General features: G+C 71.2%; 20 protein-coding genes. 15 read left to right on the top strand and 5 right to left on the bottom strand.

Annotated features, from left to right (window positions below):
* Window positions 1-48: 48 nt before the first annotated feature.
* On the top strand, window positions 49-252 hold the full coding sequence (locus AB0F10_RS17785; RefSeq protein WP_360625492.1) for a DUF397 domain-containing protein: 204 nt from the start codon (window positions 49-51) through the stop codon (window positions 250-252).
* Window positions 253-305: 53 nt separating this feature from the next.
* Here AB0F10_RS17785 and AB0F10_RS17780 read toward each other — a convergent pair whose 3' ends face one another.
* Window positions 306-737 carry a DUF6232 family protein gene (locus tag AB0F10_RS17780; RefSeq protein ID WP_360625489.1) on the bottom strand — a complete coding sequence of 144 codons (432 nt, stop codon included), beginning with the start codon at window positions 735-737 and terminating at the stop codon, window positions 306-308.
* Window positions 738-1,145: 408 nt separating this feature from the next.
* On the bottom strand, window positions 1,146-2,057 hold the full coding sequence (locus AB0F10_RS17775) for a sugar kinase (RefSeq protein ID WP_360625486.1): 912 nt from the start codon (window positions 2,055-2,057) through the stop codon (window positions 1,146-1,148).
* 245 nt (window positions 2,058-2,302) lie between these two features.
* Between AB0F10_RS17775 and AB0F10_RS17770 the strand changes: the two genes are divergently transcribed.
* The 7 genes from AB0F10_RS17770 (at window position 2,303) to AB0F10_RS17740 (ending at window position 15,068) form a co-directional block, all read left to right on the top strand.
* Window positions 2,303-3,118, top strand: coding sequence for an endo alpha-1,4 polygalactosaminidase (locus AB0F10_RS17770; protein WP_360625483.1), 816 nt, complete (start codon window positions 2,303-2,305; stop codon window positions 3,116-3,118).
* A 4-nt stretch (window positions 3,119-3,122) separates the two neighbouring features.
* Window positions 3,123-4,043, top strand: a complete 921-nt coding sequence (locus tag AB0F10_RS17765) for a 1-phosphofructokinase family hexose kinase (RefSeq protein WP_360625480.1) — start codon at window positions 3,123-3,125, stop codon at window positions 4,041-4,043.
* A gap of 10 nt (window positions 4,044-4,053) precedes the next feature.
* Window positions 4,054-4,905, top strand: coding sequence for a class II fructose-bisphosphate aldolase (locus tag AB0F10_RS17760; protein WP_360625477.1), 852 nt, complete (start codon window positions 4,054-4,056; stop codon window positions 4,903-4,905).
* Between the two features lie 48 nt (window positions 4,906-4,953).
* Entirely contained in the window at window positions 4,954-6,213 is a 1,260-nt protein-coding gene (locus AB0F10_RS17755; protein WP_360625474.1) for a Gfo/Idh/MocA family oxidoreductase, read from the top strand.
* A gap of 174 nt (window positions 6,214-6,387) precedes the next feature.
* Window positions 6,388-11,766 (top strand): pullulanase-type alpha-1,6-glucosidase, encoded by a 5,379-nt coding sequence (pulA, locus tag AB0F10_RS17750; protein ID WP_360625471.1) that lies wholly within the window; start codon window positions 6,388-6,390, stop codon window positions 11,764-11,766.
* 49 nt (window positions 11,767-11,815) lie between these two features.
* Window positions 11,816-13,693: a propionyl-CoA synthetase gene (locus AB0F10_RS17745; protein ID WP_360625468.1), complete on the top strand. Its 1,878-nt coding sequence runs from the start codon at window positions 11,816-11,818 to the stop codon at window positions 13,691-13,693.
* A gap of 22 nt (window positions 13,694-13,715) precedes the next feature.
* Entirely contained in the window at window positions 13,716-15,068 is a 1,353-nt protein-coding gene (locus tag AB0F10_RS17740; RefSeq protein ID WP_360625465.1) for an NAD(P)/FAD-dependent oxidoreductase, read from the top strand.
* 137 nt (window positions 15,069-15,205) lie between these two features.
* Here AB0F10_RS17740 and AB0F10_RS17735 read toward each other — a convergent pair whose 3' ends face one another.
* The 3 genes from AB0F10_RS17735 to AB0F10_RS17725 form a co-directional block, all read right to left on the bottom strand.
* Window positions 15,206-15,778 carry a nucleotidyl transferase AbiEii/AbiGii toxin family protein gene (locus AB0F10_RS17735; protein ID WP_360625462.1) on the bottom strand — a complete coding sequence of 191 codons (573 nt, stop codon included), beginning with the start codon at window positions 15,776-15,778 and terminating at the stop codon, window positions 15,206-15,208.
* Window positions 15,779-15,788: 10 nt separating this feature from the next.
* Window positions 15,789-16,112, bottom strand: a complete 324-nt coding sequence (locus tag AB0F10_RS17730) for a hypothetical protein (RefSeq protein WP_360625459.1) — start codon at window positions 16,110-16,112, stop codon at window positions 15,789-15,791.
* Between the two features lie 108 nt (window positions 16,113-16,220).
* Entirely contained in the window at window positions 16,221-17,930 is a 1,710-nt protein-coding gene (locus AB0F10_RS17725; protein WP_360625553.1) for an ABC transporter ATP-binding protein, read from the bottom strand.
* Between the two features lie 172 nt (window positions 17,931-18,102).
* Here AB0F10_RS17725 and AB0F10_RS17720 point away from each other — a divergent pair, with 172 nt between their 5' ends.
* The 7 genes from AB0F10_RS17720 to AB0F10_RS17690 all read left to right on the top strand — a co-directional run.
* The gene (locus AB0F10_RS17720) at window positions 18,103-18,519 is read left to right on the top strand and encodes a MarR family transcriptional regulator (RefSeq protein WP_360625456.1); all 417 of its coding nucleotides are present in this window, start codon (window positions 18,103-18,105) and stop codon (window positions 18,517-18,519) included.
* Window positions 18,520-18,593: 74 nt separating this feature from the next.
* On the top strand, window positions 18,594-19,133 hold the full coding sequence (locus AB0F10_RS17715) for a helix-turn-helix domain-containing protein (RefSeq protein ID WP_360625453.1): 540 nt from the start codon (window positions 18,594-18,596) through the stop codon (window positions 19,131-19,133).
* A gap of 1 nt (window position 19,134) precedes the next feature.
* Window positions 19,135-21,318 carry an MMPL family transporter gene (locus AB0F10_RS17710; RefSeq protein WP_360625450.1) on the top strand — a complete coding sequence of 728 codons (2,184 nt, stop codon included), beginning with the start codon at window positions 19,135-19,137 and terminating at the stop codon, window positions 21,316-21,318.
* 186 nt (window positions 21,319-21,504) lie between these two features.
* The gene (gene mmsA / locus AB0F10_RS17705) at window positions 21,505-23,052 is read left to right on the top strand and encodes a multiple monosaccharide ABC transporter ATP-binding protein (RefSeq protein ID WP_360625447.1); all 1,548 of its coding nucleotides are present in this window, start codon (window positions 21,505-21,507) and stop codon (window positions 23,050-23,052) included.
* Window positions 23,049-24,347 carry a multiple monosaccharide ABC transporter permease gene (mmsB, locus tag AB0F10_RS17700; protein ID WP_360625444.1) on the top strand — a complete coding sequence of 433 codons (1,299 nt, stop codon included), beginning with the start codon at window positions 23,049-23,051 and terminating at the stop codon, window positions 24,345-24,347. The genes mmsA and mmsB overlap by 4 nt, the downstream gene beginning before the upstream one ends.
* 72 nt (window positions 24,348-24,419) lie before the next feature.
* Window positions 24,420-25,526, top strand: coding sequence for a sugar-binding protein (locus AB0F10_RS17695; protein WP_360625441.1), 1,107 nt, complete (start codon window positions 24,420-24,422; stop codon window positions 25,524-25,526).
* 202 nt (window positions 25,527-25,728) lie between these two features.
* The coding region (locus tag AB0F10_RS17690) for a helix-turn-helix domain-containing protein (protein ID WP_360625551.1) at window positions 25,729-26,124 on the top strand (396 nt) is incomplete at its 3' end.

Genomic DNA, 26,124 nt, shown 5'->3' with positions numbered 1-26,124 from the left:
GCCGCCGGTTCCGTCGCGGCTTTCCCGCGTATGAGAGGGTAAGGATCCTTGTCAGAAACAGTTGACGACACAAAGTCGTGGCGTCGAAGCACATTCTGTGCCGATACCGGCTGCGTCGAGATCGCCGTGGACGGTGACCGCATCCTGATGCGGGACTCCAAGGACATCAGCCTGCCGCACCTCAGCTTCGATCGTGTCGCATGGGCGCATTTCATCGACGAGATCTCCAGGGGCGGCTTCCAAACGTTATAGGTGCCGGTAATGGCGTGGGATATCCGCCGGGCAGGCGGATTCCCACGCCATTGCTAGGAGAGATCGCTCCGATGTTCGAGGGCACGTTGCAGGCCGCGGCAGACCTGATCGAACTCGGTCTGATCCCTCGATTCGAATAGCGTGACGGGCCGGCCGCCGTAGGTGGCCGCCAACTGCCACCGCACCGGTAATCGCCGGCGCGTGGTCGTCGCCGACCCGATCAGGAGGACGGCGATCGCCAACCCGGCGATGAGCCTCGACTCGGGACCCACGATCGGCACGACCAGGAACGCCGCGATCAGAGCGGACAGGCCGAGGACCCGCTCGCCCGCGCCGGCCTCGTGATCGTGCCGGACGATGTGCACCTCCGCCACATCCTTGAGCGCGTACCGCAGCCGGCCGACATACGTCGCCTCGAATGTGTGCTGCGTGATCAACGCTCGACGGCCGCGATAGAAGACCCGGCCACGATAGAAGACGGCCACGGCAACCCCACCCCCTTCAGGGCTTGCAGGAGGAGGGGCTCTGCGTGAGGATGAATGCGAGTGAAGTCCCCTCCAGGAGGTAGGACCAGGCGGCGCCCAGTTGCGAGCTGGGTGCCGTCTTTTCGTTCGCGGGTCGAACCTCTCGTTGGCAACAGTATGTAGCCAGCCGATCCTTGATCGGTAGCCTCTGTCTGCGTTGTAGCTGATAGAAAAGGCGGATCGTGCCCCGCCAGTCAGTCAAACTCTCGAGGTATAGCCCGGCCGGATCGGGGGCCCGGCATTCGTCACGGAAATGATCAGGAATGTGAGCTGCGGTTATTCGACGATCAAGGAATCCGTCCGGGCGGCGGCGACCATTCTCATTGCCGCACAGCTATCTGCCACATAGCAGATAACCCCCGGGTGCATTCAGTGCCGAAGGGCCGGGAGGAGCTCGTCGCGGGTGGCCTGGGCGGCGGTGCCGCCGGCCGCCCGGGTGCTGAGGGAACCGGCGGCCGTCGCCCACCGCAGCGCCTCGGCGACCGGCAGGCCCGCGAGCCGCCCGGCCAGGAACCCGGCGTTGAAGCTGTCGCCGGCGCCGGTCGTGTCGACCACCTCGACCGGCCGGCCCGGCGCGGCGCACCCGCCGCCGGGCCACCACGCGCGGGCGCCGGCCGCGCCGTTCTTCATCACCACGGTCGTGCCGGTCGCGACCAGCCGGGCCGCGGCCTCGTCCGGATCGCTCAGCCCGGTCACCGCGCGCAGTTCGCCGGCGTTCGGCAGGAAGACGTCGGTGTGCTCGAGGATCTCGGTGATCGACGCCCATCGGCCGGTGGGATCCCAGTTGGTGTCCAGGGAGGTGCCGACGCCGAGCGCCCGGGCCCGCGCGAAGACCGCGGCCAGGCCGGACGCCAGGCGCGGCTGCAGATACAGCGACGACACGTGCAGGTGCCGGGTGGCGGCCAGGTGCGCGTCGGTGACGTCCTGCGGGCGCAGCGCCGGGATGGTGCCGGGCAGGGTCAGGATGGCCCGGTCGTCGTCCGCCGGGGTGAGGATCACGCTCAGCCCGGTCGGCGTGCCGTCGGCGGGGCGCAGCAGCAGCGCGACGCCGCGTTCCTCCAGGTGCCGCCGGGTGATGGTCGCGAAGACGTCGTCGCCGAGGGCGGTGAGCAGCGTCGTGTCCAGGCCGAGCCGCGCGCAGCCGGCCGCCGTGATCGCGGCCGAGCCGCCCAGGACCAGGTCGGCCCCGGTCAGCAGCTGCTCGGCCTGGCCGAATCGGGGCCGCACGTCGCCGCGCAGCACCAGGTCCGGGTTGGCGTCGCCGACCACCAGCAGGTCCATGGCTCTCCCTCGATGTTGTTCAAATGAACAATCTGAGTTGCACACTTGCCCATTTTTGCCGCAGGAATGAGGCTTGTCAGCACCATACGCGCACAAACGACTGTTGACACCTGCGCGTTCGATCAGTTGAATCGCTGACAACGATCCAGCCCAGCCGGTAATCCCCAGTCCGGCACCAGGTCGCCAGGGCGCACCCCAGCGCCCGAGGCGGGGCAGATCCCTGAGCACCCCTGGGAGTCTCAGCCGTGGTCACCCGTACAGTCCGCAACGCCCTGTTCACAGCCGTCGCCATCCTCACGCTCGCGGTCGCCGGCGCCCTGAACGCCGACGCCGCGACGGCCGCGGTCACCCTGCCGCCGGTCAACGCCAAGTTCGACTACCAGATCGGCGCCGCCTACACCCCACCCTCCGGCGTGCAGGTGGTCAGCCGCGACCGCGAGGCCGCGCCCGCCGCCGGGCTCTACAACATCTGCTACGTCAACGCGTTCCAGGTGCAGCCGCAGGAGGTCGCCTGGTGGCAGCAGAACCACGACGATCTGCTGCTGCGCGACTCGTCCGGCAAGTACGTCGTCGACGGCGACTGGAACGAGATCGTGCTCGACATCCGCACCGCCGCGAAGCGCACCGCGCTCGCGGGCGTCGTCAACGGCTGGATCGACGGCTGCGCCGCGGCCGGCTACCGGGCGGTCGAGCCGGACAACATCGACACCTTCGACCGGTTCGGCAAGCTGCTCACCAAGGCGCAGGCGGTCGCCTACCTCCAGCTGCTCGCACCGCACGCGCACGCCAAGGGCCTGGCGATCGCGCAGAAGAACACCACCACCCTCGGCGGCCAGGGCAAGGCGGCCGGGCTCGACTTCGCCATCGCCGAGGAGTGCGGCCAGTACGACGAGTGCGGCGACTACACCGACGTCTACGGCAACAACGTGATCGCCATCGAGTACACCAGCGGCGGCTTCCGGAAGGCGTGCAACTCGATCGGCGCGAAGGTCTCGGTGGTACGCCGCGACGTGAACGTCACCGCGCCCGGCAGCGGCACCTACGTCTACAACGCCTGCTGATCCCGTGATCGTCACGGTGACCCTGAACCCGGCGCTCGACGTGACCTACCGGGTCGGCGAGCTGGTTCCGCACGGCACCCACCGGGTCTCCGCGGTGGGCCTGCGGCCCGGCGGCAAGGGGCTCAACGTGGCGGGCGTGCTGCACGCGCTCGGCGAGCCGGTCCTCGCGACCGGCCTGCTGGGCGGCGCCGCCGGTGCCCGGGTGACCGCGCTGCTGGCCGACGACGCGGTGCCGGCCGCGTTCCTGCCGATCGCGGGCGAGACCCGGCGGACGGTCACCGTCGCCGACGACGTCGACGCGACCGGCTTCTGGGAACCCGGTCCGCCGGTCACCCACGCGGAGTGGGCGGCCTTCGTCGCGCACTTCCGCGGCCTGCTCGGCGACGCCGACGTGGTCGCGCTCTGCGGGTCGCTCCCGCCGGGCGTCCCGGTCGACGCGTACGCGAGCCTGGTGCGCCTCGCCGCGGCCGGGGGAGTGCCCTCTGTGCTCGACACCAGCGGCGAGGCGCTGCGGCACGGCCTGGCCGCCGGCCCGGACCTGGTCAAGCCGAACGCCGCCGAGCTGAGCGCCCTGCTGACCCCGGCGGGCGCCGGGTGCCGGGAGGTCGACGCCGCCGCGCACGCGCTGACCTGCGGTGCCCGGGCCGTGGTCGTCTCGCGCGGGCCGGACGGCCTGCTCGCGCTGACCCGCGACGAGGCCTGGCGCGGCGTCCCGCCCGAACGGCTGACCGGCAACCCGACCGGCGCGGGCGACGCCTGCGTCGCGGCCCTCGCCCGGGGGCTGCGCGACCGCACGCCGTGGCCCGAACTGCTCGCCGACGCGGTGGCGCTGTCCGCGGCCGCCGTCGCGGCCCCGCTCGCCGGCGCCGTCGACCCCGAGACCTACCGACGCCTGCTGCCCGCCGTACGCGTGCACGCCGCCTGAGAGGAACGCCATGCTCACACCGACCGCCGAGATCGTCGCCGCGGCCCGCGCCGCAGGCTTCGGCGTGGGTGCCTTCAACGTCATCACCGTCGAGCACGCCGAGGCGATCGTCACCGGCGCCGAGGAGGCCGGCCTGCCGGTGATCCTGCAGATCAGCGAGAACGCGGTCCGCTTCCACCAGGGCCGGCTCGCCCCGATCGCCGCCGCCGCGCGCGCCGTGGCCGCCGCGTCCACCGTGGCGGTTGCCCTGCACCTCGACCACGTGGAGAGCGACGACCTGTTCGACCAGGCGGCGGCGCACGGCTTCGGCTCGGTCATGTACGACGCGTCGAACAGGCCGTACGCCGACAACGTGGCCGCGACCGCCGCGGCCGTGCGGCGCGCGCGGCCGTGGGGCCTGTGGGTGGAGAGCGAGCTCGGCGCGATCGGCGGCAAGGACGGCGCGCACGCGCCCGGCGCGCGTACCGATCCGGGCGAGGCCGCCGCGTACGTAGCGGCCACCGGCGTCGACGCGCTGGCCGTCGCGGTCGGCTCCTCGCACGCGATGCGCACCCGGACGGCGCGGCTCGACCACGACCTGATCAGCCGGCTGCGGGCCGCGGTGCCGGTGCCGCTGGTGCTGCACGGCTCGTCCGGCGTGCCGGACGGCGAACTGGCCGCGGCCGTCCGGCACGGCATGGTGAAGATCAATATCGGGACGGCGCTGAACAGCGCGTTCACCGGCGCGGTCCGCGAGAGCCTGGACCGCGACGCCGCGCTTGTCGATCCGCGCCGGTACCTGGCGCCGGCCCGGACCGCGATGGCCGGCACGGTCGCGGCCGCGCTGCGCCTGCTGGCCGGCACGACCGCCGCGGCGCGCTGAGCGGTGCGCGATCTTCCGCCCGGCCCCGGCCGCGCCGATAATGGCCCGGTGGTCACGCTCGCCCTGGTCGGAGCCGGACTGCGCGGCCAGACGTACGCGCGGCACGCGGTCGCCGCCGGTCTGGGCCGGGTCGTCGCCGTCGCCGAGCCCAACCCGGGGCGCCGCCTGGCCGCGGCGGCGGAGTTCGGCATCGCCGCGGACCGGGTCTTCGGGGACTGGGCGGAGCTGGCCGGCGCGGGCCGGCTCGCGGACGCCGCGATCGTCGCCACCCAGGACCGGCTGCACCGCGATCCGGCGATCCGGCTCGCCGGCCTCGGCTACCACCTGCTGCTCGAGAAGCCGATGGCGCCGACGGAGCCGGAGGCCGCCGACATCGCCGCCGCGGCGCTGCGCAACGGGACCATCGTGGCGATCTGCCACGTGCTGCGATACACCCCGTACACCCGGCTGCTGAGGCGGGTGCTGGGCGAGGGCCGGATCGGCCGGCTGGTCAGCGTGCAGCACCTGGAGCCGGTCGGCTGGTGGCACCACGCGCACTCGTTCGTGCGTGGCAACTGGAGCAGCACCGCGGAGTCCGGGCCGATGCTGCTCACCAAGTCCTGCCACGACATCGACTGGCTGGTGCACCTGATCGGCGCGATCCCGGAGCGGATCAGCTCGTTCGGCGCGCTTACCCATTTCCGCGCCGACCAGCGGCCCGAGGGCGCGGCCGACCGCTGCCTCGACTGCCCGCTGGAGCCGGCCTGCCCGTACTCGGCCAAGCGGCTCTATCTCGCCGCCCTCGCCGACCCGGACCGGCATTTCTGGCCGCTCGGGGCGGTCACCGGGGAGGCGACCGAGGCGGCCGTGCTGCACGCGCTGCGCACCGGGCCGTACGGCAGGTGCGTGTACGCCGCCGGCAACGACGTGGTCGACCACCAAGAGGTGATCATGGCCTTCCCGGGCGGCGTGACCTGCTCGTTCACCATGAGCGCGTTCACGCCGGCGGAGCATCGCCGCACCCGGCTCATGGGCACGCACGGCTACCTCGACGGCGACGGCGAGCGGCTGCGGTACGTCGACTTCCGTACCGGCGCGGAGGAGGTCCTGGCGGTCGAGGCCGGTGGCCCGTCGGCGGCCGACGGGCACGGCGGCGGCGACCGGGGCCTGACCGAGGCGTTCCTGGCCGCGGTCGCGGCCGGCGACCCGGCGCTGGTGTCCTCGGACGCGGCGCAGAGCCTCGCCACCCACCGGGTGGTCTGGGCCGCGGAACACGCCCGGCTCAGCGGCCGGGTGGTCCGCCTGCGCCCGGACGGGACGCAGTTCTGAGCACCGGCACCCTATGTCCATATTGTTACTGGCACGATGCGATGTAATTAAGCGACAGTTGCTGCAAAGTCTTGCAAGGGTCATCCGCCGAGGGTTAGCGTGCGTCGTCGCCACCCATCGGAAGGCCTCAATGTGGAAATTCTGCTGCTCAGACGTCGTCTGAGTCTCGTCGTCATGCTCATCCTCGCCGTGCTGCTGCCGGTTGCCTCCGCCGTGCCCGCGCGCGCGGCGAGCGGCGCCGAGCCGACCGCCGCGGCGCTGGCAGGCTGGGGTTTCGACCAGCGGCCCGGACCCACCGAGCAGTTCTACTTCGTGCTGCCGGACCGGTTCGCCAACGGCAACCCCGCCAACGACGACGGCGGCCTGACCGGTGACCGGCTCAAGACCGGCTACGACCCCACCGACAAGGGCTTCTACCACGGTGGCGACCTGCAGGGCATCATCGACCGGCTGGACTACATCGAGGGGATGGGCACCACCGCCATCTGGCTCGCCCCGGTCTTCAAGAACCGGCCCGTGCAGGGCCGCGGCGACGACATCTCGGCCGGATACCACGGCTACTGGATCACCGACTTCACCCAGGTCGACCCGCACTTCGGCACCAACGCCGACCTCGAGCGCCTGGTCAAGCTCGCGCACAGGCGCGGGATGAAGATCTACCTCGACATCATCGTCAACCACACCGCGGACGTCATCCGGTACGCGGAGGACAAGTACGACTACGTCGACAAGGCGACCTCGCCGTACACCGACGCGCAGGGCCGGCCGTTCGAGGACCGCAACTACGCCGACGGTGACCGGGACTTCCCGAAGCTGAACGACACGTCGTACCCGTACACGCCGGTGATCGACCCGAAGGACGCGCACGTCAAGTCGCCGTCCTGGCTCAACGACCCGGCGATGTACCACAACCGCGGCGACTCGACGTTCGTCGGCGAGAACAGCGAGTACGGCGACTTCTTCGGCCTCGACGACCTGTTCACCGAGCGCCCAGAGGTCGTACGCGGGATGACGAAGATCTACGGCGACTGGATCGCCAAGACCGGCATCGACGGCTACCGCCTCGACACGGTCAAGCACACGAACCTGGACTTCTGGCCGCAGTTCGCAGACGGCATCGACGCCGCCGCCCGCAAGGCCGGCAAGAAGAACTTCTTCATGTTCGGCGAGGTGTACAGCGCCGACCAGGAGGTCGAGTCGACCTACGTGCGCCGCGGCGGCCTGCCGGCGACCCTGGACTTCTCCTTCCAGGCGGCCGCCAAGTCGTTCACCGCGGACGGCGGTTCGGCGAAGGCGCTGTCCGAGCTGTACGCGGCAGACGACCTCTACACCGCACCCGGCACCGGCGCGGACCGGCTGCCGACGTTCCTCGGCAACCACGACATGGGCCGGATCGGCTCCTTCATCCAGGGCGGCGCGGCAGACCCCGCCACCTACCTGCGCCGCGACCAGCTCGCCCACGAGCTGATGTTCCTGACCCGCGGCCAGCCGGTCGTCTACTCCGGCGACGAGCAGGGCTTCACCGGCCCCGGCGGCGACAAGGACTCCCGGCAGGACATGTTCGCCACCAGGACGGCGGACTACCTCGACGACGACCTGATCGGCACCGACCGCACCCACGCGGTGTCCAACTACGAGACCACCCACCCGCTCTACCAGACCATCCGGGCGCTCGGCGACGTGCGCAAGGGCCACCCCGCGCTCGTCGACGGCCTGCAGATCACCCGGTACGCGGCCGACGGCCCCGGCGTCTTCGCCACCTCGCGGATCGACCGCGACAAGCGCGTCGAGTACGTGGTCGCGGCCAACAACGCGACCACCGCGCAGACCGTCACCCTCGACACCTGGACGCCGAACGCCTCCTTCCAGGGCATCTACGGCGGCGCCGCACCCGCCGCCACCGGCGCCGACGGCAAGCTGACCGTCCGGGTCCCCGCGCTGTCGACGGTGGTGCTCAAGGCCGGAACGCCGATCACCGTGCCGTCCGCGGCGCCGACCGTGAAGTTCACCGCGCCCGCGGCCGACGCCTTCGTGCCGGCCCGCGCCGAGCTCACCGCCGAGACCACCGGCGACCACCTGTCCTCGGTCACCTTCGCCGCGCAGGTCGCCGGCGGGGCCTGGAAGCCGCTCGGCACCGCCGACCGCGCGCCGTACCGGATCTACCACGACCTGACCGGGCTGGCCGGCGGCACCGTGGTGAAGTACAAGGCGGTGGTGCGCGACAGCCGGGGCCGTCTCGCCACCACCTCGACGCAGATCAGGGTCGGCACGCCGGCGACCACCGCCGGGCCCGACCACGCGATCGTGCACTACCAGCGTCCCGCGGGCGACTACGACGGCTGGGGGCTGTACGCCTTCGGCGACATCGACCCGTCGGCCGCCACCGACTGGCCCGCCGGGCAGCCGTTCGACGGCGTCGACGCGTACGGGCGCTTCGCCTGGGTGAAGTTGAAGCCCGGCGCGAAGAACGTCGGGTTCATCGTGGTGGACAAAAACGGCGTCAAGGACGTCTCGGCGGACCGCTTCATCGACCCGGCGAGGGCCCCCGAGATCTGGCTCAAGCAGGGCGACCCGGCGATCGCCACCACCGGCCCGGCCCCCGACCCCGAGCCGAACACGGCGGTCGTGCACTACCGGCGCGCCGACAACAACTACGCCGGCTGGGGGATGCACGTCTGGACCGGCGCGGCGAACCCGACCGACTGGGGCGCGCCGCTGCAGCCCGCCGCGACCGACGCGTTCGGCGCGACGTTCCGGGTGCCGCTGGCCGCCGGGGCCACCAGCCTCAACTACATCATCCACAACGGAGACGCCAAGGATCTCCCCGACGACCAGCAGCTCGACTTCGCCAAGGCGGGTCGCGAGATCTGGGTGCTCTCGGGCCAGGCGGACCGGCTGTTGCCGATGGTCCGCAAGGCCGGCGGCGGCATCGCCGACCTCAGCAAGTCGAACGCGGTCTGGATCGACCGGGAGACGATCGCCTGGAAGACCGGCACCGGCTCGACGCTCGAGCCGGTCGGCGCGGGCACCGACGGCCGCGTCTACGACCTGGTGTACGCCCCCGAGGGTGGCATGAGCATCCTCGACGGCGACCTGGCCGGCGCGCACCAGAGCATCCGGCTCAGCGCCCGGCGCACCGGGCTCACCGAGGCGCAGCGCGCGAAGAACCCACACCTGTGGCAGTACCCGGCGTTCCGGCTCGGCGACGTGCCCAACCTCAAGAACGTGCTGCGCGGGCAGGTCGCGGTCACCGAACGCGACGCGCAGGGCAAGCTGCTCTCCGCCACCGGCGTGCAGCTCGCCGGCGCCCTCGACGACGTGTACGCCAAGGCGTCGAAGGCCACGCTCGGCCCGCTCTTCAGCGGCGGGCGGCCCACCCTCGCGGTGTGGGCGCCCACCGCCCGCACGGTCGAACTGGAGCTCTTCGACAACCCGGCGGCGACCGCGAAGGCGGTGCCGATGACCCGCGACGGCGCCACCGGCGTGTGGTCGGCGAGCGGCCCGAAGGACTGGAAGGGCAAGTACTACCGCTACCGGGTCACCGCGTGGCAGCCGGCCGCCGGCAAGCTCGTGACGGCGTCGGTCACCGACCCGTACTCGCTCGACCTGTCGGCCGACTCGACGCACAGCCGGATCACCGACCTGGACGACCCGGCGCTCGCGCCGGCCGGCTGGTCCGGGCTGCGCAAGCCCGCCTACGACCCGGGCCGGATCCAGGTCTCGGAGCTCAGCGTCCGGGACTTCTCCATCGCCGACGACACCGTCCCGGCCGCGCGGCGCGGCACCTACGAGGCCTTCGCCGACCCGCGGACCGCGGGCATGAAGCACCTGAAGTCCCTCGCCGCGGCGGGCACCACGCACCTGCACCTGCTGCCGGTGTTCGACTTCGCCACCGTCCCCGAGGTGCGCTCGCAGCAGCAGCAACCCGCCTGCGACCTGGCGAAGCTGCCGCCCGACTCCGAGGAGCAGCAGAAGTGCGTCACGGCGGTCGCCGCCACCGACGGCTTCAACTGGGGCTACGACCCGCTGCACTACACGGCGCCCGAGGGCGGCTACGCCGTCGACCCGGCGGCCCGGACCAAGGAATTCCGGCAGATGATCGCCGGCATCAACGGCGCCGGCCTGCGGTCGGTCATGGACGTCGTCTACAACCACACGTCGGCGGCCGGCACCGACCCGCACTCGGTGCTCGACCAGATCGTCCCCGGCTACTACCAGCGCCTGCTGGAGGACGGCACGGTGGCGAACTCCACCTGCTGCGCCAACACCGCGCCCGAGAACACGATGATGGGCAAGCTGGTCGTCGACTCCATCGTCACCTGGGCCAAGGCGTACAAGGTCGACGGCTTCCGCTTCGACCTGATGGGCCACCACCCGAAGGCGAACATCCTGGCCGTGCGGGCCGCCCTCGACAAGCTCACGCCGGCGCGTGACGGCGTCGACGGCCGGAAGATCTACCTGTACGGCGAGGGCTGGGACTTCGGCGAGGTCGCGGGCGACGCGCGCTTCGTGCAGGCCACCCAGGCCAACATGGCCGGCACCGGCATCGGCACCTTCAACGACCGGCTCCGCGACGCCGTGCGCGGCGGCGGCCCGTTCGACGGCAACCCGCGCATCCAGGGCTTCGCCTCCGGCCTGTTCACCGCCCCCAACGGTGACCCGGTCAACGGCACGCCCGCGGAGCAGAAGGCCCGGCTGCTGCACTACCAGGACCAGATCAAGGTGGGCCTGAGCGGCAACCTGGCGTCGTACCGGTTCACCTCCAGCGCGGGCACGCCGGTCACCGGGGCGCAGGTCGACTACAACGGCTCACCGACGGGCTACACCGCCGCGCCGGGCGAGGCGATCACCTACGTGGACGCGCACGACAACGAGATCCTGTACGACGCGCTCGCGTACAAGCTGCCGCAGGCGACGCCGGCGCTGGACCGCGCCAGGATGCAGTCGGTGGCGCTGGCGACCACCGCGCTCGGCCAGGGCGTCGGCTTCGTGACCGCCGGCAGCGAGCGGCTGCGCTCGAAGTCGCTCGACCGCAACTCGTTCAACTCCGGCGACTGGTTCAACCAGATCTCCTGGGACTGCGCCAAGGGCAACGGCTTCGGCCGCGGCCTGCCCCCGGCCGCCGACAACGAGTCCAAGTGGCAGTACGCCAAGCCGCTGCTGGCTGACAAGTCATTGGTGCCGGCCTGCGACGCGGTGAACCTCGCCGACGCCCGCTACGCCGAGCTGCTGGAGATCCGCAAGTCGTCGCCGGTCTTCGGGCTGCCGACGGCGGCTGAGGTTCAGAAGCGGCTGTCGTTCCCGCTGTCGGGCGCGGCCGAGACCCCGGGCGTGATCACGATGCACCTGGACGGCCGCGGGCTGGACCACCGCTGGAAGTCGGTCACGGTGGTCTTCAACGCCACCCCGGCCGAGGCGACCCAGACGGTACCGGCGCTGCGCGGCGCCGCGATCGGCCTGCACCCGGCGCAGCACGAGCCGGCCTCGTTCGACCGGGCCACCGGCACCTTCCGGGTGCCGGCCCGCACGACGGCGGTGTTCGTGCAGAACTGATCGGGTGTCCTACTGGACGTGCCGGCCTGCCGGTGGTCACCATCGCAACATGGGTGACTACCGGCAGGCGTACGACCGCAGTCTCCGCGACCCCGAGGGCTTCTGGCGCGACGCCGCCGAGGCCATCGACTGGGACGTCGCGCCCGGGCGGATCCTCGACGACAGCGCCGCCCCGCTGTACCGGTGGTTCCCGGACGCGCGGCTCAACACCTGCCACAACGCGCTCGACCGGCACGTCGCCGCGGGCCGGGGCGAGCAGCCGGCGCTGATCCACGACAGCCCGGTGACCGGGCGGCTGCGCACCTACACCTACACCGAGCTGCGCGACCGGGTCGCCCTCTTCGCCGGCGCCCTGCGGCGGCTCGGCGTCGAGCGCGGCGACCGGGTCGTCATCTACCTGGCGATGGTCCCCGAGGCCGTCATCGCGATGCTGGCCTGCGCCCGCCTCGGCGCGGTCCACTCGGTGGTCTTCGGCGGCTTCGGCGCACCGGAGCTGGCGGCCCGCATCGACGACGCCCGGCCCCGGGTGATCGTGGCGAGCTCCTGCGGCGTCGAGGCGGCCCGGGTGGTCGGATACAAGGAGCTGCTCGACCGGGCGATCGACCTGGCGGAGCACAAGCCCCGGCACTGCGTGATCCTGCAGCGCCCGCAGCTGACCGCCGACCTGGTGCCCGGCCGCGACCTGACCTGGGACGACGCCGTCGAGGGCGCCGAGCCCGCCGGCTGCGTGCCGGTGGCGGCGACCGACCCGCTCTACATCCTCTACACCTCCGGCACCACCGGACGCCCCAAGGGCGTGGTCCGCGACAACGGCGGCCACGCGGTCGCGCTGCGCTGGTCGATGAGCGCGATCTACGCCTGCGGCCCCGGCGACGTCTTCTGGGCCGCGTCCGACGTGGGCTGGGTCGTCGGCCACTCCTACATCGTGTACGCGCCGCTGCTGACCGGGGCCACGACGGTCCTCTACGAGGGCAAACCGGTGGGCACCCCCGACGCCGGCGCGTTCTGGCGGGTGGCGGCGCAGCACCGGGTCAACGTCATGTTCACGGCGCCGACGGCCATCCGGGCGGTGAAGAAGGAGGACCCCGACGGCAAGCTGATCGAGGGCTACGACCTGTCCGGCCTGCGCCTGCTGTTCCTCGCCGGCGAGCGCCTCGACCCGCAGACGTACACGTGGGCGGGGGAGCGGCTCGGCGTACCGGTGATCGACAACTGGTGGCAGACCGAGACGGGCTGGCCGATCGCCGCCAGCCCGCGCGGCCTCGAGGCGCTGCCGACCCGGCCCGGCACGCCGTCGGTCCCGGTGCCCGGCTACCGGGTACGGGTGGTGGACCCCGGCGGCGCCGACGTGCCGCCGGGCGAGGACGGCGCGATCGTGATCGGCCTGCCGCTGCCGCCCGGCTGCCTGCCGACCCTGTGGCACGACGACGAGCGGTACGTGCGGGACTACCTGTCGGCGTTTCCCGGCAACTACCTGACCGGCGACGGCGGCCGCTTCGACGCCGACGGCTACCTGTACGTGATGGGCCGCACCGACGACGTCATCAACGTCGCCGGACACCGGCTGTCCACCGGCGCGATGGAGGAGGTGCTCGCCGCGCATCCGGCGGTGGCGGAGTGCGCGGTGATCGGCGTCGGCGACCCGCTGAAGGGTCAGGCGCCGCGCGGCTTCGTGGTGCTGAAATCGGGCGCGGAGGTCGAGCCGGACCGGCTGGCCGCCGAGCTGGTGGCCATGGTCCGCGACCGGATCGGCCCGGTGGCGGCGTTCCGCCGGGTCGACGTCGTGCCGGGGCTGCCGAAGACCCGCTCCGGCAAGATCCTGCGCCGCACCATGCGTGGCATCGCCGACGGCGTGCCGGAGCCGGTACCGTCGACCATCGAGGACCCCGCGGTCCTGGACGCGCTGCGTCCGATACTGACCGGCTGATCGCGACAATCGGAGCCGCCCGATGCCTGAACGATCCGATCGCAGACACCGCGTGGTGGTCGTCGGAGCCGGCTTCGGCGGGCTCTTCGCCACGAAGTCGCTGCGCAGGTCCCCGGTGGACGTCACCCTGATCAACGGCACCGCCTACCACCTGTTCCAGCCGCTGCTCTACCAGGTGGCGACCGGCATCCTGTCGGAGGGCGAGATCGCCCCGCCGATCCGGGAGATCCTCAAGCGCCAGCGCAACGTCGACGTGAAGCTCGGCATGGTCACCGACGTGGACGTCGCGGCGAAGACCCTGTCGGTCGAGGCGCCCGGCATCGACTACACGGTCGGCTATGACACGCTGATCGTCGCCGCGGGCGCGTCACAGTCCTACTTCGGCAACGACGGGTTCGCCGACCACGCGCCCGGCATGAAGAGCATCGACGACGCGCTGGAGCTGCGGGCCCGCATCTTCGGCGCGTTCGAGCTCGCCGACCTGCAGCCCGACCCCGCCGACGCCGAGCGCTGGCTGACCTTCGTGATCGTCGGCGCCGGCCCGACCGGCGTCGAGATGGCCGGCCAGATCGCCGAACTGGCCCACCGCACCCTGCCCGGGCAGTACCGGCACATCGATCCGCGGAAGGCCCGGATCATCCTGATCGACGCGCTCGGCGCGGTGCTCAACACCTTCGGCGACCACCTGTCCACCCGGGCCCTGCGCCGGTTGCACCTGCTCGGCGTCGAGGTCGAGCTGAAGACCCGGGTGGTCGGCGTTGACGCGACCGGCATCGAGGTGGAGACCGAGCGGGGACGACAGCGCATCGAGTCGATGACCAAGATGTGGGCCGCCGGCGTGGCCGCGCCGCCGCTGGCCGCCCGGCTCGCCGCGGCGACCGGCGCCGGCACCGACCGGGCGGGCCGCATCCAGGTGAACCCGGACTGCTCGGTGCCCGGTCACCCCGAGATCTTCGCGATCGGCGACATGATGTCGCTCGACGCGCTGCCCGGCGTCGCGCAGGTGGCGATCCAGAGCGGGCGGCACGTCGCCGACCAGATCAAGCGCCGCCTCGACGGCCGCGAGACCGGCAAGCCGTTCCGCTACTTCGACAAGGGCAGCATGGCGACGATCTCCCGCTTCTCGGCGGTGGCGAGCGTCGGCCGGCTGCGGGTGTCGGGCTTCCTCGGCTGGCTGATGTGGCTCGCCGTGCACCTGCTCTACTTGGTCGGCTTCAAGAACCGGCTCACGGCGGTGCTGCACTGGGCGGTCAGCTTCCTGGGCCGGGGCCGCTCGGAGCGGGTGTCGACGTTCCAGCAGGCCTTCGCCCGCACCGCGGTCCGCGAATACGGCGACCCCTTCGACCGCCGCAAACCAGACCCCGACCAACCCTGACCGCGCCGCCGAACCGTTACGTGTCGAGGTAGGTGCCCCAATCGGTACCGCTGGGGGTTCCCGGATCGGGCTCATGAGACAGGCGTGACTCGATGTCGCCGGCCCACTGGTGCGCCCACCGAATCAGGCCGTCCAGATCATCGCGGCTCAGCCCGTAGTCGAGGAACCGGCGAGTGCCCCGTAGCTCGATCGAGGCGAGACGGCTCGCCCAGGTCGGCCAGGTTCAGCGCCGGCTGGTGGACACGACCGAGACGTTCCAGGTCACGTAGCGGATATCCGCCCCGGGTCGCCGCGGCGTGCACGTCGATGAAATCGCGGTGTGTCGCCCGGTCGTGCAACGCCGCGACCTTCATCCCGACCGCGTCGTCGAGCGCCAGGACCGGCCCGATGTCCATCCGGACCGGCGGGCCGATCGCTTCCTTGAGCAGGTCGATCTCGCATGACCGTGTAGCGGCGGTCACGGTCAGCCGGGCCATCCTGGGTGCGATTTCGACGACGGCGACGGCGAGCCCGGCGTCGCGGAACGCAGCGGACAGCCGGTCCACGATCACCGGCATCGGTACGGCGGCCGCGGTCGCGAAGTCGACATCCTGCGATGGGCGGCTGGTCAGGTTGTGCGCGCTGATCGCGTAACCGCCGGCGAGAACGAGACCCAGGTCGTCTCCGGACTGGAAAACGATCTCGGTCAGCGCCCGATGGAAGTCGTCCATCGCGCCGTGGTCACGCCTGGACGAGCTCGGGCAACTGCTGCTCCCACACGCCGGTCAGCTCCCGGGTGGTCAGCCGTTTCACGTTCGGCCAGTCGCGGCGCAGCAGCGCCGCGTTGACGTAGGCGGCGACGTCGGCGCGCTGCCCGCAGCTCATCAGCAGCGTGTAGAGGGTGAGCCGCTCGGCGGGGTCCGCGACATCGAAGTCGGCCGGTCCCGACCAGCACAAACGGTTCGGCAGCACCACGACGCCGGTCGCGGGCCCGCACAGCTCGTCCCAGCGGGGGATACGGTCCGCCGCGGTGCTGAACCGTGTGGGGAGCACCTCGCTGGTCATGCCGACCATCGTAGCCCGCGGCGGTCCCGGCCCCGATTGCGGAATCCCGACCGGCAGGGCTGGCCCGGGACGTGCCGGTGTGCGTCAGCGGGCGATCAAGACGGATCGTCACGCGGCCAGGGCCGCGTAGCGGCCGCCGAGGAAGACCAGGCTGTCGTGGTCGCCGGACTCGAGGATCCGGCCGCGGTCGACGACCACGATCTGGTCGGCGTCGCGGACCGTCGACAGCCGGTGCGCGATCGTCACCGTGGTGCGGCCGCGGGCCAACTCGTCGAAGGCGCGCTGCACGGCCCGCTCGGTCGAGGTGTCCAGCGCGCTGGTCGCCTCGTCCAGGACCAGGATCCGCGGGTCGCGCAGCAGGGTCCGGGCGATCGCGATGCGCTGCTTCTCGCCGCCGGAGAAGCGGTGCCCGCGCGAGCCGACGACGGTGTCGTAGCCGTCCGGCAGGCCGGCGATCAGCTCGTGGATCTGCGCGGCCCGCGCGGCCTGCTCGATCTGCTCGTCGCTCGCGTCCGGCCGGGCGTAGCGCAGGTTCTCCCGCACGGTCGTGTGCAGCAGGTAGGTCTCCTGGCTGACCACCCCGACGATGCCGGCGAGGTCGGCCAGCCGCAGGTCGCGGACGTCGATGCCGTCGACCGTGATGCGGCCGGAGTCGGGGTCGTAGAGCCGGGCGATCAGCGCGGCGACGGTGCTCTTGCCGGAGCCGGTGGCGCCGACGAGGGCCAGCGAGGTGCCGGCCGGGACGTCGAGGGTGACGCCGGCGACCGCGGCGGTCTCGCCGCCCGGGTACGCGAAAGTGACGTTCTCGAAGCGCAGGTGCCCGCGTACGGGCCGGTCCAGGACCACCGGCTCGGCGGGATCGTCCACCTCGACCGGCAGGTCGAGGTATTCGAAGATGCGCGCGAAGAGCGCGAGCGAACTGGTCAGCGAGACGCCGACGCCCAGCAGGCCCATGAGCGGGCGGAACAGCCCGGCCTGCAGCGTGGTGAACGCGACAAGCGTGCCGATGCTCAGCGTGCCGGCGGTCGGCGGCAGCCCGGCGCTGAGGTAGATGAGCGCCGGGATCGCGGCGAAGACGACGGTCATCGCGGCCATCCGCCAGCGACCGGCCAGCTCGGAGCGCAGCTCCAGGTCGATGAGCCGGGTGGACGAGGCGGTGAACCGCTCGACCAGCGCGGGACCGGTGCCCATGGTCTTGCTCAGCTGCACGCCGCTGATCGACAGTCCCTCCTCGACGATCACGTTGAGGTCGGCGAGCTCGCGCTGGCGCCGCGCGGTGATCTCCCGGCGCATGCGCGCCACCCGGCGGGTCAGGTGGATGGCCGGCGGGAGCACGATCAGCGAGACGAGGGACAGCTGCCAGGACAGGGCGGCCATGGCGACGGCGGTGGCCACGGCGGTGGTGAGGTTCGAGGCGATCGAGGTCGCGGTCGAGGTGACCACCGACTGCATGCCGCCGATGTCGTTGGTGATCCGGGACTGCACCTCGCCGGTCCGGGTCCGGGTGAAGAACGCCACGGACTGGCGGTGCAGGTGCGCGAAGACGTCGGTGCGCAACCGGTGCATGACCCGCTGGCCGACGGTGGTCGAGATCCAGGTCTGCACGACGCCGAGCGTGGAGGTCACGGCGGCGACGGCGACCATGCCGGCGACCAGGGCGGCCAGCAGCGGCAGGTCCTGCCGGGGCAGCGCGTGGTCGATGACCTCGCGGAGCAGGAAGGGCGCGGCCATGGCGATCACGGAGGAGGCCACGATGATCGCGGTGACGACGGCGAGCTGCAGGCGGTGCGCGGTGAAGAGCCGGCCGATGCGGCGCAGCGAGACCTCGGCGGCCTGCTGGCGCTCGACGGCGGTGACGGTGTGGGCGCGGCCTCTGCGGCCGCTTTCGGCGGGTGGTGATTCCAAGAGCGACGACCTTCTTCCGGTACGGGAATTAGCTGAGGTTACCTCAACATGAGGTTACAACCGCAATCGCTGATACGGTATTCCGGTGAGCCCCGCCGACGATGACAGCCTGTCCGAGCTGTTCTGGTCCGTCGCCCGCAACCTGCGCCACCTCAACCGCGAGACCCTCGAGCCGCTGAACGTCTCGCCGTCGCACGGCCGGGCGCTCAACGTCCTGTGGCGCCACGGCTCGATGCGCCCGGGCGCGCTCGCCGAGCATCTGCGGATCGCCGCCCGCTCCGCCACCGAGGTCGTCGACGACCTGCAGGAGCGCGGCCTGGTCGCCCGCGCGCCGGACCCGGCCGACCGCCGCGCCACCCTGGTGACGCTCACCGAGTCCGGCGCGGCCGCCGGCGCGGCGATCAAGGCGGCCCGGCAGGCCGCGGCGGAGCGCTTCTTCGCCGGCCTCAGCGGGAGCGACCGCGCGGAGCTGGCCCGGATCCTGCGCGAGCTGCGCGACTGAGTCCGGAGTTGCCTCGGTCACTTTCCTGACCGATCGGACAGGATCTGACCGATCGGTCAGGCATGCTGAAACGCATGCCCCGCAGGAGTACCCGCGACGAGATCCTCGCCGTCGCCGCCGCCCAGTTCGCCCACGTCGGGTTCAAGGGCGCCTCGCTGCAGGAGATCGCCGCCGAGGTGGGCTGCTCCAAGGCGACGCTGCTCTACCACTTCGCCGGCAAGGACGCGATCCTCGCCGCCCTGATCGCCCCGGCCGCGCGCGAGCTCGCCGCGCTCGACGCCCGGCTCGCCGGCCTCGACGCCCGGGCCGCCCGGGCGGCGGCGATCGAGGGCTTCGTGGACCTGGTGCTGCGGCACCGCCAGGAGGCCGGGCTCATCTACAGCGACGCCGCCCGGTTCCTGCAGGAGCCGGTGTTCGCGCACCTGCGCCCGCTCATCGAGAACCTGTGCTCGGCGCTCGCCGGCCGGTCGTCCGACCCGGCGGACTGCATCGCCGCCGAGGTGGTGCTCGGCGGCATCGCCGGCGTCGTCATCGACAAGGCCGGCGAGGACATGCGCGATGCGCTCGTCGCCGTCGCCGAACGTGCCCTGATCACCCCCAACGACAAGGACTGAGATGGCAACCCTGCTGTATCGACTCGGCCGGGCCTCGTTCCGGCAACGCAAGCTCGTGGTTGTCCTCTGGCTCGTGCTGCTCGCCGCGCTCGGCGGCGCGGCGCTGGCCTTCAAGGGCCCGACGGCGAGCAACTTCACCATGCCCGGCACCGAGTCGCAGCGCGCGATCGACGCCCTGAAGCGGGAGTTCCCCGAGGCCAGCGGCGCCACCGGCACCATCGTCGTCGCGGCGCCGCAGGGCGCGACGCTCGCCGACCCGGCGCGCATGGCGGCGGTGCAGGGCCTGGTCAAGGAGGCCTCGCAGTTGCCGGGCGCGATCGGCGCGGTCGACCCGTACGCGGTGCGGGCCCTGTCCCAGGACGGCCGGCACGCGCTGATCCAGGTGCAGTTCGCCAAGCGCGCGGACGCCGTCACCAAGGAGCAGCGCGCCGCGTACGAGGCGAGCGGCGCCGCCGCCGAGGCGGCCGGACTGCGGGTGGAGCACGGCGGCGAGGTGATGAACTCGGAGCCCGAGGTCGGCGGCACCGAGGGCATCGGCGTCCTCATCGCCCTGGTCGTCCTGGTCGTCACGTTCGGCTCGCTGGTGGCCGCGGGGATGACCATGCTCAACGCGCTGATCGGTGTCGGCGCCGGCATGGCCGGCCTCTTCGCGCTGAGCGGCGTCGTGGACCTCACCAGCACCGCGCCGGTGCTGGCGCTGATGCTCGGCCTCGCGGTCGGCATCGACTACTCGCTGTTCATCACCTCGCGGCACCGGCAGAACCTGGTCGACGGGCTGGAGCCCGAGGACGCCGCCGCCCGCGCGGTCGGCACGGCCGGTTCCGCGGTGGTCTTCGCCGGCGTCACCGTGGTCATCGCCCTCGCCGGGCTCGCCGTGGTCGGCATCCCGTTCCTCACCGTCATGGGCCTGGCCGCGGCCGGCACCGTCGCGGTCGCGGTGCTGGTGGCCGTCACGCTGCTGCCCGCGCTGCTCGGCTTCGCCGGCGTCCGGGTGCTGCCCCGCCGGCTGCGGTCGAGCGCGGGCCGGTCGGCCGCGAACGCCGCCGGCAAGGAGGCCTTCGGCTTCCGCTGGGCCCGCCTGGTGATCCGGCTGCGCATACCGGTGATCCTGGTCGGGGTCCTGGGTCTCGGTGCCCTGGCGGTGCCGGCCATGGACATGCGGGTGGCGCTGCCGGACGCGACCGCGGCCCCGGCCGGCACGGCGGCCCGCGACGCCGCCGACCTGATCACCTCGGGCTTCGGGCCGGGCTTCAACGGCCGGCTCGCCCTGGTCGTCTCGAGCGACACCCCGGAGCGGACGGCCGCCGCCGTCCAGCAGGTCACCCAGGTGCTGCAGGGCACCCCGGACCTGCTCGCGGTCACCCCGCCGAACCTCAGCGGCGACAAGCTCACGGCCCTGCTGGCGGTCATCCCGAAGACCGGCCCGCTCGACGCGGCCACCGAGGAGCTGGTGCACGAGGTGCGCGAGCGGGTGGCCGGGGTGAGCGGCGCTGACGTGGCCCTGACCGGGCAGACCGCGGTCGGCATCGACGTGTCGGAGAAGCTGTCCGACGCGATGCCGGTCTACCTGCTGCTGGTGGTCGGGCTGTCGGTGCTGCTGCTGATGCTGGTGTTCCGCTCGGTGCTGGTGCCGCTCAAGGCCGCGCTCGGCTTCCTGCTGACCGTCGGCGCGACCTTCGGCGTCACGGTGCTGGTGTTCCAGGAGGGGCACCTGAGCAACCTGATCGGCCTGGACACCCCGGGCCCGCTGATCAGCTTCCTGCCGATCCTGCTGATCGGCATCCTGTTCGGCCTGGCGATGGACTACGAGGTGTTCCTGGTTTCGCGGATGCGCGAGGACTTCGTCCATGGCGCCGACGCGCAGGCGGCCACGATCAGCGGCATGGGCCACGGCGCCCGGGTGGTCACCGCCGCCGCGCTGATCATGACGTCGGTCTTCGCCGGCTTCGTGCTGCTCGACGACCCGGTGATCAAGTCGATGGGCTTCGCGCTCGCGATCGGCGTCGCGATCGACGCGTTCGTCGTCCGGATGACAATCGTCCCCGCGGTCATCTCACTCCTTGGACGGTCCGCCTGGTGGCTGCCCCGCTGGCTGAACCGGGCCCTGCCGAACGTCGACATCGAGGGCGAGCGGCTGCGTGAGCAGCTGGCCGAACAACCAGAACAACAACCTGTGACCGTCTGAAACCACCCGAGCCGGGGCCCGCATATGCGCGCCCCGGCTCGTCATTGCCGGATTGTTACCGGAACGGTGATCTAGAAAACTTGCGAATCATCTTCTGCCCTGAATAGGTTGCCTTCGGCAACAAAACCATGTTGAAGGCGAGACCCTCCCGGAGGCATCCATGACATTTGTGAGGTGGTGCGAGCTATGAGCGACGCGCCCATCCTCCTGGAGATGCGCTCCATCACCAAGGAGTTCCCCGGGGTCAAGGCCCTCTCCGACGTGAACCTCGTGGTTCGCGCCGGCGAGATTCACGCCATCTGCGGCGAAAACGGTGCCGGTAAGTCCACGCTGATGAAGGTGCTCAGCGGCGTCTACCCGTTCGGCACGTACGAGGGTGACATCGTTTACCAGGGTGCCGAGACCCGGTTCCACGACATCCGCGGCAGTGAGCACGCGGGCATCGTGATCATCCACCAGGAGCTCGCCCTCATCCCGGGCATGTCGATCACCGAGAACATCTTCCTCGGCAACGAGCCCCGCAAGCGCGGCGCGATCGACTGGCAGTCCGCCAACCGGATGGCGCTGGACCTGATGGCGCGGGTCGGCCTGCAGGAGGACCCCGACACCCTGATCAAGGACATCGGCGTCGGCAAGCAGCAGCTCGTGGAGATCGCCAAGGCGTTCGCCAAGGACGTCAAGCTGCTCATCCTGGACGAGCCGACCGCCGCGCTGAACGAGGCCGACTCCCAGCACCTGCTCGACCTGCTGCGCGGCTTCCGTGAGCGCGGCATCACCTCGATCATGATCTCGCACAAGCTGAACGAGATCGAGGCGATCGCCGACGAGATCACCATCCTGCGCGACGGCCGCACCGTCGAGACGCTGAACATCAAGGCGGACGGCGTCGACGAGGACCGGATCGTGCGGGGCATGGTCGGCCGCGAGCTCAGCAGCCGGTTCCCGGACCACACGCCGAACATCGGCGAGGTCTTCTTCGAGGTCCGCGACTGGAACGTGCGGCACCCGATCTCCGCCGACCGCCAGGTCTGCAAGAACGAGAACTTCGTGGTGCGCCGCGGCGAGATCGTCGGCTTCGCCGGCCTGATGGGCGCCGGCCGCACCGAGCTCGCGATGAGCGTCTTCGGCCGCTCCTACGGGCTCTGGGAGTCGGGCACGATCATCAAGGACGGCAAGGAGATCGTGCTCAAGTCGGTGGCGGACGCCATCGCGCACGGCCTCGCGTACGTCAGCGAGGACCGCAAGGCGATCGGCCTCAACCTGCTCGACGACATCAAGACGTCGACGGTGGCGGCCAAGCTGTCCAAGATCACCCGCCACGGCGTCATCGACGAGGTCGCCGAGTACAAGGCGGCCGAGGGCTACCGCAGGGAACTGCGCACCAAGGCGCCCACCGTCGACGAGGGCGTCTCCAAGCTCTCCGGCGGCAACCAGCAGAAGGTCGTCCTGGCGAAGTGGATGTTCACGGACCCCGACCTGCTGATCCTCGACGAGCCGACCCGCGGCATCGACGTGGGCGCGAAGTACGAGATCTACGGCATCATCCAGCGGCTCGCCGACCAGGGGAAGGGCGTCATCGTCATCTCCTCGGAGCTGCCTGAGCTCATCGGGCTCTGCGACCGCATCTACACCGTGTTCGAAGGGTCCATCACCGGCGACATTCCCCGGCAGGACGCGGACCCGGAGACCCTCATGAAGCAGATGACCTCGACGAAGAAGATGCAGACGCGATGAGCCGATTCAAGGACCTTCAGAAGAACCTCTTCGGAGGCACCACCTCCAACGCCCGTCAGTTCGGGATGATCTTCACCCTCGTGGCGATCGTCGCGCTGTTCCAGATCCTGACCGACGGCCTGACCCTGCGCTCGGACAACCTCATCGCGTTGTTCCAGCAGAACTCCTACATCCTGATCCTGGCCATCGGCATGCTGATGGTGATCGTGGCCGGGCACATCGACCTGTCGGTCGGCTCGATCGCCGCCTTCGCCGGCATCCTGGTCGCCAAGTCCATGGCGGAGTGGAACTTCCCGTGGCCGCTCGCCATCCTCTTCGGACTCGCGATCGGTGCCGTCATCGGCGCCTGGCAGGGCTTCTGGGTCGCCTACGTGGGTGTGCCGGCGTTCATCGTGACGCTGGCCGGCATGCTGATCTTCCGCGGCGGCAACCAGCTGATCGGTAACGCGAGCACCATCCCGGTGCCCGAGGGCTTCCGGGTGATCGGTGCGGGCTTCCTGTCCGAGATCGGGCCGGACACCACTTACAACAACCTGACGCTGCTGCTCGGCATCGCCGGTTGTGTGGCCGTGGTCTGGCGTGAGGTGCAGAGCCGGCGCACCCGCCGCGCGATGGACGCCACCGTCGCCCCGCTGTGGATCTCCATCCTGCGGATGGCCGTGATGGTGGGCATCATCCTCTTCGTCGCGATGCGCTTCGCCAGCGGCCGCGTCGGCACGAGCTTCCCGATCTCCGGCCTGATCCTGGTCGCGCTGATCATCATCTACTCGTTCTACACCCGTAACACCGCAGGCGGCCGCCACATCTACGCGGTCGGCGGCAACTCGCGGGCGGCAGAGCTGTCCGGTGTCAAACTCCGGCGGGTCAACTTCTACGTCATGATGAACATGTCCGTCCTGGCCGCACTGGCCGGCATGATCTTCGTGGCGCGTTCGGCGGCCTCCGGCCCGCAGGACGGCAACGGCTGGGAGCTCGACGCCATCGCGGCCGTCTTCATCGGTGGCGCGGCGGTCTCCGGCGGAATCGGCACCATCAGCGGCTCGATCGTCGGTGGTCTCGTCATGGCCGTGCTCAACAACGGCCTGCAACTCCTGGGCGTCGGCACCGACCGCGTCCAGATCATCAAGGGCCTGGTCCTGCTGTTGGCCGTCGCGCTCGACGTCTACAACAAGAGCCAGGGGCGCTTCTCCGTCATCGGAAGCATCACGCGCCCATTCCGCCGGGAGGCACCTGCCAAACCGGCAACATCGTCCGACGCGGACCGCGAGCCCGCCACGACGACGGTGTCCGGCTGACGGTCACCGATCCCTCTCACCCGCACCACCCATCACCCCGTTTTACCTCTCTAAGAAGGGCATCACCCCCTCATGCGTACTTTCTTCGCCAAGACGGTCGCCATCGGCGCCATCTCGATGCTGGCCCTGACGGCCTGCGGCAGCGGCCGTGACGACGAGAAGTCCGGCTCGGACGCCCCGGCCAAGGGCTTCGCGGCCAACTCCCTCATCGGTGTGGCCCTCCCGGCCAAGACCTCGGAGAACTGGGTTCTCGCCGGTGACCTGTTCACCAACGGCCTGAAGGAGGCCGGCTTCCAGAGCGACGTGCAGTACGCCGGCGCGTCGACCACGGTTGCCGACCAGCAGGCCCAGATCACCGCCATGGTGACCAAGGGTGCCAAGGTCATCATCATCGGCGCGACCGACGCCGCGCAGCTCTCGACCCAGGTCGCCGCGGCGCACGCCGCCGGCGCGAAGGTCATCGCGTACGACCGCCTCATCACCAACACGCCGGACCTCGACTACTACGTCGCGTTCGACAACTTCAAGGTCGGCCAGCTCCAGGGCCAGGCCCTGCTGGACGGACTGAAGGCCAAGAAGCCGGCCGGCCCGTACAACATCGAGCTCTTCTCGGGCTCGCCGGACGACAACAACGCCGGTGTCTTCTTCAACGGTGCGATGGACGTCCTCAAGCCGGAGATCGAGAAGGGCAACCTGGTCGTCGCCTCGAAGCAGACCGACGTCAAGCAGACCGCCATCCAGGGCTGGAAGGCCGAGGGTGCGCAGGCCCGCATGGACCAGCTGCTGACCTCGACCTACGGCAACAAGGAGCTGGACGGCGTCCTCTCCCCGAACGACACGCTGGCCCGCGCGATCATCACCTCGATCAAGGGTGCCGGCAAGAAGGTCCCGGTCGTCACCGGCCAGGACTCCGAGGTTGAGTCGGTCAAGTCGATCATGGCTGGCGAGCAGTACATGACCATCAACAAGGACACCCGCAACCTGGTCGCCGAGTCGATCAACATGGTCAAGGCGCTCCAGACCGGTGGCACCCCGCAGGTGAACGACACCAAGTCGTACAACAACGGCAGCAAGGTCGTCGACACGTACCTGCTCCCCCCGGTCGCCGTCACCAAGGCGAACGCGGCCGAGGCGTACGCGAACGACCCGAAGCTCGCGCCGCTCACCGCCGCCAAGTAATTAACGCAGGGTAGTCACTGACGACCCTTGGGTCCCCGGAGCAGGTCTCCGGGGACCCTTCGTCGTTGAGAGCACCGGCGCATTCGCCGCGAACCCCGACTTACCACGCGGGCCCGTCCCGCCGCACCGATCCGGAAGGCAGGTTCTGACCGTGTCGACACCCGCGCGGTCCGGCCCGCACCCGGCCGGCCACGACCCGGAGATCCCCGCGCCCGCGGCGCCCGGCGCCGGCCAGGAGGAGATCCGCCGCCAGAACCTCGGCGCCGTGCTGCGCTACGTCCACCTGCACGGCCCGACCTCCCGCGCCGAACTGACCATCCGGCTCGGGCTCAACCGCAGCACCATCGGGGCGCTCGCCGCCGACCTGACGGCCACCGGGCTGGTGACCGAGGAGGCGCCGACCACCGCGCGCCGGGCCGGCCGGCCCTCGCTGGTGGTCAGCCCCCGCGCCGGCGGCGTCTACGCGCAGGCGCTGAGCATCGAGGCCGACCGGCTCCGCGCCGCCTGCATCGGCCTCGGCGGCCGCGTCCTGGACCTGCGCGAGGTCGGCCGCCCGCCGGGGTTGTCGTCCGCCGACGCCGTCGGCCCGCTGGCCCGC

Origin of the sequence: Actinoplanes sp. NPDC026623, from assembly GCF_040638275.1 — a bacterium.
Classification (GTDB): domain Bacteria; phylum Actinomycetota; class Actinomycetes; order Mycobacteriales; family Micromonosporaceae; genus Actinoplanes.
Note: the sequence above shows the minus strand (reverse complement) of the source record. Positions and strands in the feature narration are given on the sequence as shown.

Excerpts from the sequence above, each read along its gene's own strand:
- AB0F10_RS17715 (WP_360625453.1), top strand. The coding sequence starts at position 18,594 with ATGCCCCGCAGGAGTACCCGCGACGAGATCCTCGCCGTCGCCGCCGCC.
- AB0F10_RS17775 (WP_360625486.1), bottom strand. The coding sequence starts at position 2,057 with ATGGACCTGCTGGTGGTCGGCGACGCCAACCCGGACCTGGTGCTGCGC.
- pulA (WP_360625471.1), top strand. The coding sequence starts at position 6,388 with ATGCTCATCCTCGCCGTGCTGCTGCCGGTTGCCTCCGCCGTGCCCGCG.
- AB0F10_RS17745 (WP_360625468.1), top strand. The coding sequence starts at position 11,816 with ATGGGTGACTACCGGCAGGCGTACGACCGCAGTCTCCGCGACCCCGAG.
- mmsB (WP_360625444.1), top strand. The coding sequence starts at position 23,049 with ATGAGCCGATTCAAGGACCTTCAGAAGAACCTCTTCGGAGGCACCACC.
- AB0F10_RS17710 (WP_360625450.1), top strand. The coding sequence starts at position 19,135 with ATGGCAACCCTGCTGTATCGACTCGGCCGGGCCTCGTTCCGGCAACGC.
- AB0F10_RS17735 (WP_360625462.1), bottom strand. The coding sequence starts at position 15,778 with ATGGACGACTTCCATCGGGCGCTGACCGAGATCGTTTTCCAGTCCGGA.
- AB0F10_RS17740 (WP_360625465.1), top strand. The coding sequence starts at position 13,716 with ATGCCTGAACGATCCGATCGCAGACACCGCGTGGTGGTCGTCGGAGCC.
- AB0F10_RS17695 (WP_360625441.1), top strand. The coding sequence starts at position 24,420 with ATGCGTACTTTCTTCGCCAAGACGGTCGCCATCGGCGCCATCTCGATG.
- AB0F10_RS17730 (WP_360625459.1), bottom strand. The coding sequence starts at position 16,112 with ATGACCAGCGAGGTGCTCCCCACACGGTTCAGCACCGCGGCGGACCGT.
- AB0F10_RS17760 (WP_360625477.1), top strand. The coding sequence starts at position 4,054 with ATGCTCACACCGACCGCCGAGATCGTCGCCGCGGCCCGCGCCGCAGGC.
- mmsA (WP_360625447.1), top strand. The coding sequence starts at position 21,505 with ATGAGCGACGCGCCCATCCTCCTGGAGATGCGCTCCATCACCAAGGAG.